This is a genomic window from Solilutibacter silvestris, assembly GCF_002895945.1.
GTDB classification, from domain to species: Bacteria; Pseudomonadota; Gammaproteobacteria; order Xanthomonadales; family Xanthomonadaceae; genus Solilutibacter; species Solilutibacter silvestris.
Map to the genome: position 1 here is coordinate 624,636 of NZ_NPZB01000001.1, position 14,215 is coordinate 638,850.

Genomic DNA, 14,215 nt, shown 5'->3' on the forward strand with positions numbered 1-14,215 from the left:
GGGGCGATCATTCTAATGGCGCTGCGGCCCTCGCGGTTGCCGGTCAAGGGCTAGGGCCGCTAACATGGTTGGGTTGCGCCGGTTTCCATGGGGTTCAAGAGAATGATGCAAATGCGTTGGTTGCGATTTGGAGCTGCCCTGGCGGCGTGCTTGCCCGCCTTGGCTTGGGCGCAGTCCGCCGATCCACATCGCTGGCAGCTCAACATGGGCAAGGGCGTGACCCCGATGGCCCATAACGCCTACAACACCCATATGTGGGGGCTGTGGACGTGCGTGGTGATCGGCATCATCGTTTTTGGCGCGATGTTCTACGCCATCTTCACCTTCCGCAAATCGAAGGGCGCGGTCGCTGCCAAGTTCAGCCACAACACCAAGGCCGAGATCATCTGGACGGTCATTCCGGTGCTGATCCTGACCGGGCTGACCATTCCCACCATCCGCAACCTGATCTACGTCTACGACACCAGCGATTCCGCGCTGACGGTGCGCGTGACCGGTTACCAGTGGATGTGGAAGTACGACTACCTGGGCCAAAACGTCGAGATCACCAGCCGCCTGTCGAAGGAAAGCAACGACATCCGCCAGAGTGGCAAGGACGCGCGCGATTTCAACGATCCCAACTACCTGCTCGCCGTCGACCATCCGATCGTGCTGCCGGTCCACACCAAGATCCGCTTCGTGGTCACCGCCGATGACGTGATCCATTCGTGGTGGGTGCCGGCCTTCGGCCTCAAGCAGGACGCCATCCCCGGCATCGTCAACGAGGCTTGGGTGAACATCGAGGAGCCGGGCGTCTATCGCGGCCAGTGCGCCGAACTGTGCGGCAAGGACCACGGCTTCATGCCGATCGTGGTCAAGGCGGTGTCGATGGATGAATACAAGGCGTGGCTGGCCGAACAGAAGGCCGCGAAGGCCACCCCAGCGGGCTGAGCGCGACACGCGCCGCCCTGACCCAGATACAGCGAGGTTCCTCCCATGTCCGCGACCCATCCCGCCGTCGATCACGACCATCATGACGATGCCCACCACGGGCACACGCAATCGTTCGTCGAGCGTTGGTTCTTCTCCACCAATCACAAGGACATCGGCACGCTGTACCTGCTGTTCGCCTTCGTGATGTCGATCATCGGCGCCGCGCTGTCGGTCGGAATCCGCGCCGAACTGATGCAGCCGGGCTTGCAGTACTTCAAGCCGGAAACGTTCAACCAGCTCACCACCATGCACGCGCTGGTGATGATCTTCGGCGCGATCATGCCGGCCTTCGTCGGCCTCGCCAACTGGATGATCCCGATGCAGGTGGGCGCGCCCGACATGGCGATGCCGCGCATGAACAACTGGTCGTTCTGGATCATGCCGTTCGCTTTCACCCTGCTGCTGTCGACCTTCTTCATGAAGGGGGGTGCGCCGGCCGGTGGCTGGACCATGTATCCGCCGCTGTCGCTGCAGGGCGGCACCAATGTCGCGTTCACCGTGTTCGCGATCCACATGATGGGCATCAGCTCGATCATGGGCGCGATCAACATCATCGCCACCGTGCTCAACATGCGCGCGCCGGGCGTCGACCTGTTGAAGATGCCGATTTTCTGCTGGACGTGGCTGATCACCGCCTTCCTGCTGATCGCGGTGATGCCGGTGCTCGCCGGTGCGGTGACGATGCTGCTCACCGACCGCTTCTTCGGCACCAGTTTCTTCGATGCCGCCGGTGGCGGCGACCCGGTGATGTACCAGCACATCTTCTGGTTCTTCGGCCATCCCGAGGTCTACATCATGATCCTGCCGGCGTTCGGCGTGGTCAGCGAAGTGATCCCGACCTTCAGCCGCAAGCCGCTGTTCGGCTACCAGGCGATGGTCTACGCGACCGCCTCGATCGCCTTCCTGTCGTTCATCGTGTGGGCGCACCACATGTTCACCGTCGGCATGCCGCTGGGTGGCGAGATCTACTTCATGCTGGCGACGATGCTGATCGCGATCCCGACCGGCGTGAAGGTGTTCAACTGGGTCAGCACGATGTGGCGCGGTTCGCTCAGCTTCGAAACCCCGATGCTGTGGGCGGTGGCCTTCGTCTTCCTGTTCACCATCGGCGGCTTCTCCGGCCTGATGCTGGCGCTGGTACCGGCCGATTACCAGTACCAGGACACCTACTTCGTGGTGGCGCACTTCCACTACGTGCTGGTGACCGGCGCGCTGTTCTCGATCATCTGCGCGATCTACTACTGGTGGCCGAAGTGGACCGGCCGCATGTACAACCAGAAGGCCGCGGACTTCCACTTCTGGTGGACGGTGATCTTCGTGAACCTGCTGTTCTTCCCGCAGCACTTCCTCGGACTGGCCGGCATGCCGCGCCGCATCCCCGACTACAACGTGGTGTTCGCCGACTGGAACATGGTGAGTTCGATCGGCGCGTTCGGGATGTTCCTGACGCCGTTCATGATGTTCGCCATCCTCCTCCATTCGAAGTTGCACGGCGCCAAGGCATCGGCCAATCCGTGGAACGCCAAGGGCCTGGAATGGACGCTGTCGTCGCCGCCGCCGCACCACAGTTTCACCACGCCGCCGGTGATCAACCTCGGCGATCTGGCGCATGGCGATCCCGAACACATGGATCATGACTGAGCAGCTCGCCAGCACTGATCCGCAAGTCGCCGAGGCGCGTCGTCGCGCCCGGCGCACGGCATGGAAGGTCGCCGCCGTTGCGCTGGCGATCTATCTGGCGTTTCTGGTATTGGGAATGACCGGCCATGTCCGCTGATCCGGCAGCGCATCCCGCGCCCGGTTCGACCCGTGGCATGGGCAAGCTGGTGGTGGTGATCGCCGTTGCCTTCCTGGTGACGTTCTCGCTGGTGCCGTTCTATCGCATCGCCTGCGAGAAAGTGCTGGGCGTGCGCCTGACGAAAGGCCCGAACGAAGTGGCCGCTGTCGCGGCGGCACCGGTGGCTTCGCGCTGGATCACCGTGCAGTTCGATGGCCGGGTCAATTCCAAGCTGTCTTGGGATTTCGCGCCGAACCAGCTGCAGATGCGCGTGCAGACCGGCAAGCCGTATTCCGCCAGCTACCGCGCGCACAACAACAGCGCGCACCTGGTGGTCGGCAACGCGGTACCGTCGATCGCGCCGGCGCAAGGTTCCAAGTATTTCGCCAAGACCGAATGTTTCTGCTTCACCGAGCAGAAGATGCAGCCGGGCGAGACGCGCGACATGCCAGTGCGCTTCGTGGTTGATCCCGCGTTGCCGTCCGACATCGACACGCTGACGCTGTCCTACACGTTCTACCAGAATGACACCCTGACCGCGCGCGCACTCGCCGCCGGTGCAACAACGGCGGCTGCGGCCGCGCCCTGACGAGAGAAGCAAAGACATGGCCAACACGGACGCCCACGCACCGGATCACGATGTCTATTACGTGCCGCACAGCAGCCCTTGGCCGGTGATCGCATCGGTCGCGCTGTTCACCACCATGTTCGGCTTCGGCGGATTGCTGAACCACGAGAGCTGGGGCAAGACCACCTTCCTCGTCGGCCTGGTGTTCCTCGCCCTGATCCTGTTCAAGTGGTTCTCCGACGTCATCACCGAATCGGTGCGCGGCTACTACAACAAGCAGGTCGACACCTCGTTCCGCATGGGCATGGTGTGGTTCATCTTCTCGGAAGTGATGTTCTTCGCCGCGTTCTTCGGCGCGCTGTTCTACGCCCGCCAGTTCGCGTTGCCGTGGCTCTCCGGCGAAGGCCATGGCGGCAGTACCAACGCGCTGCTGTGGGACGGCTTCACCGGCGGCTGGCCGACCAATGGGCCAGCGAGCATCGGCGGCACCTTCAACACCGTGCCGGCCTGGGGCCTGCCGCTGCTCAATACATTGATCCTGCTGACCTCAGGCGTCACCGTCACCATCGCGCACCACGCGTTGAAGGCCAACAAGCGCGGCGTGCTGCTGCTGTTCCTCGGACTGACCATCCTGCTGGGTTGCCTGTTCCTGTATTGCCAGGCCACCGAATACCGCGAGGCCTATCACGAGCTCAACCTGACGCTGGCCTCCGGCATCTACGGCTCCACCTTCTTCATGCTCACCGGTTTCCACGGCCTGCACGTCACCCTCGGTACCTTCATGCTGCTGGTGATCTGGCTGCGTTGCCTGAAGGGCCACTTCACCCCGCAGGATCACTTCGGTTTCGAAGCGGTGGCGTGGTATTGGCACTTCGTGGACGTGGTGTGGTTGATGCTTTTTCTCTTCGTGTACGTGCTCTGACCTCTGGAGCTCGTGCTGGCGTTGTTGGCGACGGTTTCGCATCCCCTCATTGACTTCAGTCAACTTCGGGTCTGCTCAACCGCCGCCGCCTAGCCAGCCCATCGCCCAGAGGCCAGAGGTGTCGCGATGATGCGCATCAGACTTTCGGGTTCGTCATCCCCGCGCAGGCGGGGATCCAGCATCTTTCATCAACCCGGATTGCTTCCCACGCCATGCGGCGTGATCCAGCCCATGTAGATGGCCAGGATGATGAACAGGATCAGCGCAACGGATAGCGCGATGCGCCGCGTGAGTGCATTGACCGTGCGTTTCGACTGGCCGCGATCCGTCAGCATGTAGTACAGGCCTTGACCGAGGTTCCAGACGATCAGGATGAGAACGCCCACCACCAGCACGAGTTTCAGCGAAGGGTTCATGGCAAGCTCCCGTGCAGTGGCGATGGCTGGATTATCGCAGCCTGCGCGTGCGGGTGCAGGCCGGTGAAACGCCTGCGCTGGTGGTTGCTGGCGATCGCCGTCGCGGCGTTGTTCGCGACGTTGGGCATGTGGCAGCTCGGTCGCGCGCAGCAGAAGCGCGCGATGCTGGAACAGGCGCGGGCGACCATCGCCGCACAGGTGCCGCTGGCATTGTCCGCCGCATCCGCTCCGGCGCATCTGTCGACTTATGACTGGGTGGCCGGGTCGGGGCGGTTCCTGCCGACGCCGGCAGTCCTGCTTGATAGCCAGGTCCACGGCGGACACGTTGGCGTGCGCGTGTATCGCGTGTTCCTGGCCGATGGCGCGACGTCACCGCTGCTGGTCGATCTCGGCTGGCTGCCGGTGCTCGATCGTCGCCACATGCCGACGCTGCCGCTGCCGGAATTGCGCGAGGTGCGTGGATTGCTGATGCCGCCGCCATCGCATGGCTTGATGGCGCCGATCGCCACGCGCCTGCCCGATGGCGACGTGCTGGCGACGGCGTTGCCGGTGAAAGAATTGCCGGCGATGCTCGGGCAAACGACACTCGCGCCGCGCGTGTTGCGCCTCGATCCAGCCGTGCCCATCGGTGGCGAGCGCGATCTCGACGTGCTGCCCAACACCATGCCGCCGGAACGCCACATCGCCTACGCCGTGCAGTGGTTCGCGATGGCGGCCACCGTGCTCATCCTCGCCCTTCTGTTGAATCGCCGTTCGCGGCGACACGATCCCGATGCCTGATTCGTCCATTTCCAATGCACGTCGTCGCAACCGCCGCATGTTGCTGGTGCTCGCGGCATTGTTCCTCGGCAGCTTCGCGCTGGCCGGCGCGCTGCGTTTTTCCGGTTGGCGTCCGCAAGGATTGAAGAACAAGGGTGAATTGTTGAATCCGCCGGTTGATCTGCGCGACGTGTCGTTGCGTCTCGCCGATGGCGCCGCGTATCCGTGGTCGCCCGAGGCACGGCGCTGGCGCATCCTCGCGGTGCCCGCGGTCGATTGCCGCGAACGTTGCGACAAGCTCGCGCGCGATCTCGACGTGGCATGGCAGGCGTTGGGCCACGATCGCGACCACGCCGACGTGCTGTGGGCCGGTGCGGTGCCGGCCAGCGCGCCCGCGACCAGCCATCCGCGCGCAGTCGTGCCGCTGGATGTGCTGAAAGTCCGTTTGCCGCGTGCCGGCGCGCCCGCTGACGCAGTGGTCTACGTGATCGATCCCAATGGCTTCGTGGTCTTGCGGTACGCTCCCGGGTTCGATCCGGCCGATCTGCGCACGGATCTCTCCCGCCTGCTGAAGTTGCAATGAGCCGACCCCTCGTTCCCATCCTGTCCCGTCATTTCGCGCGCCTGGCCTGGCTGGCGGTGGCGCTGGCGTTCACCGTGATCGTGTTCGGTGCGTTCGTGCGCTTGTCGAACGCCGGCCTGAGCTGCCCCGATTGGCCAACCTGCTATGGCCGCGCGGCATGGCCGCAGGTCGCCGGCGACATCACCAACCATGCCGCGAGCGCGATCCGCACGCTCGATCCGACCAAGGCCTGGCGCGAACAGATGCATCGCCATCTCGCGGCGACGCTCGGCTTCCTGGTGTTCGTGCTGGCGGTGATCGCCGCGCGCCGTCGCCGCCTCGGCATGCTGCAGGTGATCGTGTCGGCGATGTTGGTGGCGCTGGCGATCCCGCTCTACATGCGCGGCATGCACGATGCATCGGCAACACTGGCGATTGCAGCGGAAGCGATCCTGCTCGCCGCCGCGTGGCGCTGGAACAACGAAGACTTGTCGCGCGTGGCGATGCTGGCCTTCGCGGTGATCATCGTGCAGGCGTTGCTCGGCATGTGGACGGTGACTTGGTTGCTGAAACCGATCGTGGTGATGGGCCACCTGCTCGGCGGTTTCACCACCTTCGCGTTGCTGGCATGGATGGCGTGGCGCGCGACCAACGTGCCGATCCAGCTCGCCGACACGCGCCTGCTGCGGCGCCTGCTGATCGCGGGTGTCACATTGCTGGCGATCCAGATCGCGCTCGGCGGCTGGACCAGCTCCAACTACGCGGCGTTGTCCTGCGGCGCCGGCAGCATGTCGATCGACAATTTCCCGAAGTGCGCGGGCCATTGGTGGCCGAACGCCGATTGGCACAACGGCTTCGTGCTGTGGCGTGATGCCTTCATCGGCAACGGTGGCGTCGATTACGAAGGCGGCGTGCTCAATGGGCAATCGCGCATCGCGATCCAGATGGCGCACCGCCTGATGGCCTGCGTGGTGTTCCTCTACGTGTGGTGGCTGGGCCTGCGTTTGATCCGCACGCCGGGCATGCGCACCTGGGGCGTGCTGCTGGCCTTGATGGTGACGGTGCAATGCGCGCTCGGCATCAGCAACGTCAAGCTGGCATTGCCGCTGCATGTGGCGGTGCTGCACAACGCCGGCGCGGCGATCCTGCTGTTCCTGCTGGTGTCGCTGCTGGCACGGATCAAGCGTCCGCAGCGGACGGTGCAGCCGGCATGAGTTGGGCGCACTACTGGCCATTGACCAAGCCGCGCGTGGTGGCGCTGATCGTGTTCACCGCGCTGGTCGGCATTTGCCTGGCGATTCCCGGGTTGCCGACGGCGGAGGACCTGCGCCATGGCGTGCTCGGCTTGCTCGGCATCTGGCTGGCGGCCGCATCGGCGGCAGCGATCAACCACCTGATCGATCGTCGCATCGACGTGTTGATGGCGCGCACGCAACATCGCCCCTTGCCATCGCATTCGCTCACACCACGGCAGGTGCTGGTGTTCGCGCTGTCGCTTGGCGCGATATCGATGGCGATCCTCATCATCGGCGTCAACTGGATCTGCGCGCTGCTCACCTTCGCGTCATTGATCGGATATGCGGTGGTCTACACCGCATGGCTGAAACACGCGACGCCGCAGAACATCGTGATCGGCGGCATCGCCGGCGCCGCGCCGCCACTGCTCGGCTGGTCGGCGATCACCGGCATGGAACGCCCGTGGGATTGGGCGCATGCGTTGCTGCTGGTGCTGATCATCTTCGTGTGGACACCACCGCATTTCTGGGCGCTGGCGATCTTCCGTCGCGCCGATTATGCCAAGGCGCTGGTGCCGATGCTGCCGGTGACGCACGGCGTCGAATACACCCGCAAGCAGATCCTGCTCTACACCATCCTGCTGGTGGCGGTCACCGTGATGCCGTGGGTGGCGGGCATGAGCGGCGTGTTCTACCTCGGCGGCGCGCTGGTGCTCGGTGCGGTCTTCGTCTGGTACGCGTGGAAGTTGCAGAACCCGCCCGACGAGCTATTCGCGATGCAGGTGTTCAAGTATTCGATCATCTACCTGATGGCGTTGTTCGCCTTCCTGCTGATCGACCACTGGCTGTTGCCGTGGTTGCAGCCGGTGCCGCCGTTTGTGATGGATCGGGTTTGAGGCGTTGGATCGTGGCTGGTCGAGCGAGAGCGCCGAGCGTTAGTGTCCAAACAACCGCATCACCCCGATATTCACCAGCAATCCGCCCACGATCAACCATGCGAACAACGCCGTCGCCAGCAACAATGGCTTGAGGCCCGCCTGACGGATTGCACCGGCGTGCGTGCGAATGCCGAGCGCGCCCATCGCCATCGCCAGCAGGAAGGTGTCGATCTTCAACAGGGCATCGACCAACGCCTTCGGCAGCAGGTGGAAGGAATTGAAGGCGCCGACCACCAGGAACAGGATCGCGAACCACGGGATGACGATCGGTGCACGCTTGCCGCTGGCGTCGTTCTTGTCGCGCAGCCACGCCGAGAGCAGCAGCAGGAACGGCGCCAGCAGGATGACGCGGATCATCTTCTCGATCACCGCGATGTTCGCCGCGTCATCGCCCACCGATTTGCCGGCGACGACGACCTGCGCGACTTCGTGCACGCTCGATCCGACGTAGAGACCGAAGGCGTGCTGGGTGAAGCCGAGGTGTGATTGCAACATCGGCCAGAACAGCGGGTAGAGGAACATCGCGATGGTGCCGAACACCACCACCGTCGCCACTGCGACCGAGACCTTGTGCGCCTGCGCCTTCACCACCGGTTCGGCGGCCATCACCGCGGCGGCGCCGCAGATCGCTGCGCCGGAGCCGATCAGGATCGAGCTGTCGCGATCGAGCTTGAACACGCGGCGGCCGAGGAACAGCGCAAGGAAGAACGTCGCCGCGACCATGATGATGTCGATGACGATGCCGGAGACGCCGACACCCAGGATGTCCTGGAAGGTCAAGCGGAATCCGAACAGCACGATGCCGATGCGCAGCAGGCGCGAACGCGCGTAATCGACACCGGCGCCTGCGTGCCCTGAGATGCGCGGAAACACGCTGTTGCCGAGGATGATGCCGAGCACGATGGCGGTCGGCAGCGCGCTCATGCCGAAGCGCTTGGTCCACGGTTCCAGCAGCATCGCGGCGAGGGCGAGCGCAGCGGAGAGCAACAGGCCGGGCAGGCGCGCGCGCCAGGGATTCGATGCGGTGGAGGTCATGTGGTGGGAATGGTGAGGAGTGAGGGGAGGGTTATTGCCGGGTCGGGGCCGCAAAGCGCAACTGCAGCAGCTCGCGCAATTCGGTTTTTTCGTGTTCGTCTAGTTCGCGGATGCGCGCCTGCAGCTGGTCGACGCGCTGTTGCGTGGATTGTTTCGCCAGCTGCGCCAACACGCCGTCGAAATCGACCACCCATTCCTGCGCGCCACCGGGTTCGTTTTGTGTCGCGAGTTTTTGCAACGAGGCGACATCCGGGTGATCACCGAATGCTTCGAGGATGCCGACCGCGGTCATGCCGGGTCGTGTCTTCAACACGTCGAGCAATTCAACGAGCAAGGGAATTCCCGCGAGCTCCAGCGCTTCGAAGGCGTAGGGAAACGGCGCGCGCTCGGCCAGCGGCGGATGCTGCAACAGCAAGGTGATGGCATGGCGGACGAGGCTGCGTTTCGCATGCATGTTCGAGTTCGATGTCATCGCTGTGCGCGGTATCGCCGCGGCATCGGTGACATCGACGCCGGTGAGTTCGCGGATGCGCGCGATCATCGCATCGCGGAAACCACCATCGGGAATCCTGGCGATGTCGGCGCGGCAGCGATCGACCAGGGTCGCCTTGCCGGTGATCGATGTCAGCGATATACCCTGCAATCGTTCGGCGAAATACACTTCGGACAGCGGTGTCGCCGCGTGCAATCGTTGAACGAAGCCGGCGTGGCCCTCCTGGCGGATCAGGGTGTCGGGATCCTCGCCATCGGGCAGGAACAGGAAGAACGCCTGGCGTCCGTCCTTCATGCGCGGCAGCACCGATTCCAGTGCCTTCCACGCCGCGCGGCGGCCGGCGGCGTCGCCATCGAAACAGAACACCACGTCCGGCGCGTTGCGGAACAGCAGTTCGGCGTGTTCGGGCGTGGTCGCGGTGCCGAGCGTCGCCACCGCGTAAACGATGCCGTGCTGCGCCAGCGACACCACGTCCATGTAGCCTTCGACCACCAGCAACCGTTCCAGCTTCGGATTGGCCTGGCGCGCCTGCCACAGCCCATAGAGTTCGCGGCCCTTGTGGAACAGCGCGGTTTCCGGCGAGTTGAGGTATTTCGGCGAGCTGTCCTTGTCGAGCACGCGGCCACCGAAGGCGATCACGCGGCCACGACGATCGTGGATCGGGAACATCACGCGATCGCGGAACTTGTCGTAGACGTGGTCCTTGTCGTTGCGCGAGAACAACCCGGCGCGTTCCAGCAGTTGCATGCGCCGTGGGTCGGTGCCGAGTTCGTTGCGCAGTCCGTCGTAGCCCTGCGGTGCATACCCGATGGCGAAGCGTTCGCGGGTCGCGGCATCGACGCCGCGCTGGTCGAGATAGGCCTGGGCGCGACTGCTCGACGCCAGTTGCCGCTTGAAGAATGCCGCCGCCGCATCGAGTGCGCCGAACAGCGGCTGCGTTTCCGGATTGGCATTGCGCTGGGCGGTGTCGCGCGGGATTTCCATGCCGGCGCGTTTCGCCAGCTCGTCGATGGCGTCGAGGAATTCGAGGCGATCGAACTGCATCAGGAAGTTGATCGCACTGCCATGCGCGCCGCAGCCGAAGCAGTGGTAAAACTGCTTGGTCGGCGAGACGAAGAACGACGGCGAACGTTCGTCGTGGAACGGGCAGCAGGCGGTGTATTCGTTGCCCTTCTTCTTCAGCGGCACCCGCGCATTGACGATCTCGACCACATCGGTGCGGTTGAGGAGATCGTCGATGAAGGCGTCGGGGATGCGTGCCACGTTGCGTCCAGACTATTCCGGTTGGGCGGTCGTGGCGAGTTTGCGCAACGCCGCGCCGCTGACGCGTTGCACCGTCCATTCGTCCATGCCGACGGCGCCGAGGGTGCGATAGAAATCGATCGCCGGCTGGTTCCAGTCCAGCACCGACCATTCGAAGCGGCCGCAGTCGCGTTCAATCGCGATCCGCGCCAGTTCCGCCATCAGCGCCTTGCCGAGGCCGCTGCCGCGATGTTCCGGGCGCACGAACAGGTCCTCCAGATACAGGCCGGGCTGGCCGAGGAAAGTCGAGAAATTGTGGAAGAACAACGCGAAGCCGGCTGGCTGGCCATCGACTTCGCCGATCAGCACCTCCGCAGCCGGCTTCTTCCCGAACAACTGGGCGTGGAGACCAGCCTCCGTCGCGACGACCTCATGCGCCAACCACTCGTATTCACCGAGCGCGCGGATCAGGTCGAGGATCAGCGGGACGTCGGCAGCGACCGCCGGGCGAATGGCGATGCGCGCAGGCATGGGGTCAGCCTGCGAGCTTCTGCTTCACCAGCTTCGAGACCTCGGCCATGTCGGCCTTGCCGGCCAGTTGCGGCTTCAGCACGCCCATCAGCTTGCCCATGTCGGCGGCGCCGCTGGCGCCGGTCCGGGCGATGGCGGCATCGATCGCGGCGAGCACGTCGGCTTCGTCCAGTTTCGTCGGCAGGTAGTGCTGGATGATCGCCATCTCGTCGCGCTCGATCTTGGAGAGGTCTTCGCGGCCGGCGGCATCGAACTGGCTGATCGAATCGCGGCGCTGCTTGACCATCTTCTCGAGCACGCCCAGCACCGCGGCATCGTCCAGCTCGATGCGCTCATCGACTTCGCGCTGCTTGATCGCGGCGTTGACCAGGCGGATCACGCCCAGGCGGGCCTTCTCGCCGGCCTTCATCGCGGTCTTCATGTCGTCGGTGAGCTGGGTCTTCAGGGACATCGGGATTTCCTCTAAGGAGTGGACGCGCTGGTGATCGCGACATCCAGAAATGCGAAAAGCCGGCCACGCTCGCGCGTGCCGGCTTCGCGGAACCGAAACGCGTGCGCTCAGTACAGGCGCTGGCGCTTGGTCACGTCGCGCGACATGCGGCGCGACTGACGCTTCACGGCAGCAGCTGCCTTGCGCTTGCGTTCCTGGGTCGGCTTTTCGTAGAACTCGCGCTTGCGCACTTCGGCCAGCACGCCTGCCTTCTCGCAGGTGCGCTTGAAGCGGCGCAGGGCAAATTCGAACGGTTCGTTTTCGCGGACTTTGACGGCAGGCATGTGATGTTCCGAGTGAAAACCGACCAGACGGCCGGAGTGAGCCGGGGATTATAGTCCAACAAAAGTGAATGGCGCAAGCCGGTATCATTGGCCGATGAAAGTGCTGGGCATCGAATCCTCCTGTGACGAAACCGGGGTGGCGGTCTACGACACCGCCCTCGGCGGTGCGCGCGGGCTGGTGGCGCAGGCGATCTACAGCCAGATCGCGCTGCACGCCCAGTACGGCGGCGTGGTGCCGGAGCTGGCCAGTCGTGACCACGTGCGCAAGACCCTGCCGCTGGTCCACCAGACCCTGGATGAGGCCGGGATCGCCCCCGGTGACCTCGATGGCGTGGCCTATACCGCCGGACCGGGACTGGTCGGGGCGCTGCTGGTCGGGGCCGGGGTGGCGCGGTCGCTGGCTTGGGCGCTGGATATTCCGGCGGTTGGCGTCCACCACATGGAAGGCCATCTGCTGGCGCCGCTGATGCAGGATGATCCGCCCGAGCCGCCGTTCGTTGCCCTGCTGGTCTCCGGCGGGCACACCCAACTGGTCCATGTCGAAGCGATCGGCCATTACCGCCTGCTGGGCGAGACGCTGGACGATGCCGCCGGCGAGGCCTTCGACAAGACCGCCAAGTTGATGGGGCTGCCGTATCCGGGGGGTCCGCAACTGGCGGCGCTGGCCGAGCAGGGCGTGCCGGGGCGCTTCCGTTTTTCACGCCCGATGACCGATCGTCCCGGTCTCGATTTCAGTTTCAGCGGCTTGAAGACCCAAGTGTTGTTGGCGTGGCGTGACAGCGACCAGTCGGATGCGACGCGCGCCGATATCGCCCGTGGTTTCGAGGATGCGGTGGTCGATACGCTGGCGATCAAGTGCGAGCGCGCGCTGGAGTCCGTCGGCTGCAACACCCTGATCGTCGCCGGCGGCGTCGGCGCGAACAGACGGTTGCGCGAGCGATTGCAGGTGATGGCGAGCAAGCGCCGCGGTCGCGTGGCATTCCCGCCGCCGGCGTTGTGCACCGACAATGGCGCGATGATCGCCTTCGCCGGGGCGTTGCGGCTGGAGGCTGGCCAGCGACAGGGATTGGAAATCAACGTCGTGCCGCGCTGGGACATGGCGACGTTGCCGGCAGTTTGATCGTGCGATGTGATTGGGAGAACACGTGAGCGATATCGTCTTCATCGAAGGTTTGCAGATCGACGCCCTGATCGGCATCTACGACTGGGAGCGCCGCATCCGCCAGACGCTGGTGTTCGACATCGAGATGGCGTTCGACAATCGCATTCCCGCGGCCAGCGACAGCATTGATGACACGCTCAACTACAAGGCGGTCAGCAAGGCGTTGATGGCTTATGTTGCGGAGACGGAGTTCGGGTTGGTGGAGACTTTGGCGGAACGCTGCGCCGAATTGATCCTGCGCGAGTTCAAGGTGTCGCGGGTGCGCTTGAAACTGAGCAAGCCGGGCGCGGTGCGCGGTGCGCGCGCGGTCGGGGTGATGATCGAGCGGACGCGCGACTGATGGGACATGCCCTGTTGAGCCTCGGCAGCAATGTCGATCCGTTGCGCCATCTGCAGGCGGCGGCGGATGCATTGCGCACACGTTTTGGCGAGGTGCGGCTATCGACGATCCATCGCTACCCGGCGGTCGGATTCGATGGCGGCGATTTCCTCAACGCGGCGGCGGCGATCGACAGCGATCTCGATCCGCATGCACTCAACGACTGGCTGCACGCGCTGGAAGACGCGCACGGGCGCGATCGCAGCGGCCCGCGCTTCGGCGATCGCACCCTCGATATCGACATCGTCTACTACGACCATCTGGTGATGGATGGCGCGAACCATCTGCAATTGCCGCGCAACGAAATCCGCCATGCCTTCGTGCTGAAACCGCTGGCGGAAATCGCGCCGGACTATATCGATCCGGTGCGGATGGAATCGCTGGCCGCGCTATGGGCTATGCATCCGGATCACGATACGCAGTTCGAGTACGTCGACTGGAACGTGTAGT

18 protein-coding genes are annotated in these 14,215 nt (G+C 64.4%); 12 read left to right on the forward strand and 6 right to left on the reverse strand.

Annotated elements, in window-relative coordinates; translation table 11 throughout:
• Positions 1 to 111 precede the first annotated feature (111 nt).
• The 5 genes from coxB to Lysil_RS02770 are packed head-to-tail and all read left to right on the forward strand — an operon-like array spanning position 112 to position 4,239.
• Positions 112 to 930: a cytochrome c oxidase subunit II gene (coxB, locus tag Lysil_RS02755; RefSeq protein ID WP_425477108.1), complete on the forward strand. Its 819-nt coding sequence runs from the start codon at positions 112 to 114 to the stop codon at positions 928 to 930.
• 45 nt (positions 931 to 975) lie between these two features.
• Complete coding sequence (gene ctaD / locus Lysil_RS02760; RefSeq protein WP_103074037.1) at positions 976 to 2,613, forward strand: cytochrome c oxidase subunit I; 1,638 nt, start codon at positions 976 to 978, stop codon at positions 2,611 to 2,613.
• The gene (locus Lysil_RS13355; RefSeq protein ID WP_165782364.1) at positions 2,606 to 2,749 is read left to right on the forward strand and encodes a hypothetical protein; all 144 of its coding nucleotides are present in this window, start codon (positions 2,606 to 2,608) and stop codon (positions 2,747 to 2,749) included. The genes ctaD and Lysil_RS13355 overlap by 8 nt, the downstream gene beginning before the upstream one ends.
• Complete coding sequence (locus tag Lysil_RS02765) at positions 2,739 to 3,338, forward strand: cytochrome c oxidase assembly protein (protein WP_103074038.1); 600 nt, start codon at positions 2,739 to 2,741, stop codon at positions 3,336 to 3,338. Before Lysil_RS13355 ends, Lysil_RS02765 begins: the two co-directional genes overlap by 11 nt.
• Before the next feature lie 16 nt (positions 3,339 to 3,354).
• Complete coding sequence (locus Lysil_RS02770) at positions 3,355 to 4,239, forward strand: cytochrome c oxidase subunit 3 (RefSeq protein WP_103074039.1); 885 nt, start codon at positions 3,355 to 3,357, stop codon at positions 4,237 to 4,239.
• Positions 4,240 to 4,427: 188 nt separating this feature from the next.
• Here Lysil_RS02770 and Lysil_RS02775 read toward each other — a convergent pair whose 3' ends face one another.
• Entirely contained in the window at positions 4,428 to 4,655 is a 228-nt protein-coding gene (locus tag Lysil_RS02775) for a twin transmembrane helix small protein (protein WP_103074040.1), read from the reverse strand.
• Between the two features lie 63 nt (positions 4,656 to 4,718).
• Here Lysil_RS02775 and Lysil_RS02780 point away from each other — a divergent pair, with 63 nt between their 5' ends.
• From Lysil_RS02780 to Lysil_RS02795, 4 genes are read left to right on the forward strand one after another with little or no spacing between them, the layout of a single operon-like run.
• On the forward strand, positions 4,719 to 5,435 hold the full coding sequence (locus Lysil_RS02780; RefSeq protein WP_240600043.1) for an SURF1 family protein: 717 nt from the start codon (positions 4,719 to 4,721) through the stop codon (positions 5,433 to 5,435).
• Positions 5,428 to 5,997 (forward strand): thioredoxin domain-containing protein, encoded by a 570-nt coding sequence (locus tag Lysil_RS02785; protein WP_103074041.1) that lies wholly within the window; start codon positions 5,428 to 5,430, stop codon positions 5,995 to 5,997. Before Lysil_RS02780 ends, Lysil_RS02785 begins: the two co-directional genes overlap by 8 nt.
• On the forward strand, positions 5,994 to 7,190 hold the full coding sequence (locus Lysil_RS02790; RefSeq protein ID WP_103074042.1) for a COX15/CtaA family protein: 1,197 nt from the start codon (positions 5,994 to 5,996) through the stop codon (positions 7,188 to 7,190). Before Lysil_RS02785 ends, Lysil_RS02790 begins: the two co-directional genes overlap by 4 nt.
• Positions 7,187 to 8,107, forward strand: a complete 921-nt coding sequence (locus Lysil_RS02795) for a heme o synthase (RefSeq protein WP_165782320.1) — start codon at positions 7,187 to 7,189, stop codon at positions 8,105 to 8,107. The genes Lysil_RS02790 and Lysil_RS02795 overlap by 4 nt, the downstream gene beginning before the upstream one ends.
• Positions 8,108 to 8,146: 39 nt before the next feature.
• On the opposite strand, the gene Lysil_RS02800 is transcribed toward Lysil_RS02795, so the two are convergent.
• From Lysil_RS02800 to rpsU, 5 genes are all read right to left on the reverse strand, one after another.
• On the reverse strand, positions 8,147 to 9,184 hold the full coding sequence (locus Lysil_RS02800) for a YeiH family protein (RefSeq protein ID WP_103074044.1): 1,038 nt from the start codon (positions 9,182 to 9,184) through the stop codon (positions 8,147 to 8,149).
• A 31-nt stretch (positions 9,185 to 9,215) separates the two neighbouring features.
• The gene (dnaG, locus tag Lysil_RS02805; protein ID WP_103074045.1) at positions 9,216 to 10,940 is read right to left on the reverse strand and encodes a DNA primase; all 1,725 of its coding nucleotides are present in this window, start codon (positions 10,938 to 10,940) and stop codon (positions 9,216 to 9,218) included.
• A gap of 12 nt (positions 10,941 to 10,952) precedes the next feature.
• Positions 10,953 to 11,450 (reverse strand): GNAT family N-acetyltransferase, encoded by a 498-nt coding sequence (locus Lysil_RS02810; RefSeq protein WP_103074046.1) that lies wholly within the window; start codon positions 11,448 to 11,450, stop codon positions 10,953 to 10,955.
• Positions 11,451 to 11,454: 4 nt separating this feature from the next.
• Complete coding sequence (locus Lysil_RS02815) at positions 11,455 to 11,901, reverse strand: GatB/YqeY domain-containing protein (protein WP_103074047.1); 447 nt, start codon at positions 11,899 to 11,901, stop codon at positions 11,455 to 11,457.
• A gap of 107 nt (positions 11,902 to 12,008) precedes the next feature.
• On the reverse strand, positions 12,009 to 12,224 hold the full coding sequence (gene rpsU / locus Lysil_RS02820) for a 30S ribosomal protein S21 (RefSeq protein ID WP_103074048.1): 216 nt from the start codon (positions 12,222 to 12,224) through the stop codon (positions 12,009 to 12,011).
• 94 nt (positions 12,225 to 12,318) lie between these two features.
• Between rpsU and tsaD the strand changes: the two genes are divergently transcribed.
• From tsaD to folK, 3 genes are read left to right on the forward strand one after another with little or no spacing between them, the layout of a single operon-like run.
• Positions 12,319 to 13,344 carry a tRNA (adenosine(37)-N6)-threonylcarbamoyltransferase complex transferase subunit TsaD gene (gene tsaD / locus Lysil_RS02825; RefSeq protein WP_103074049.1) on the forward strand — a complete coding sequence of 342 codons (1,026 nt, stop codon included), beginning with the start codon at positions 12,319 to 12,321 and terminating at the stop codon, positions 13,342 to 13,344.
• A 25-nt stretch (positions 13,345 to 13,369) separates the two neighbouring features.
• Complete coding sequence (gene folB / locus Lysil_RS02830; RefSeq protein WP_103074050.1) at positions 13,370 to 13,726, forward strand: dihydroneopterin aldolase; 357 nt, start codon at positions 13,370 to 13,372, stop codon at positions 13,724 to 13,726.
• Positions 13,726 to 14,214, forward strand: a complete 489-nt coding sequence (gene folK, locus Lysil_RS02835; protein WP_103074051.1) for a 2-amino-4-hydroxy-6-hydroxymethyldihydropteridine diphosphokinase — start codon at positions 13,726 to 13,728, stop codon at positions 14,212 to 14,214. The genes folB and folK overlap by 1 nt, the downstream gene beginning before the upstream one ends.
• The last annotated feature ends 1 nt before the right edge of the window (position 14,215 follow it).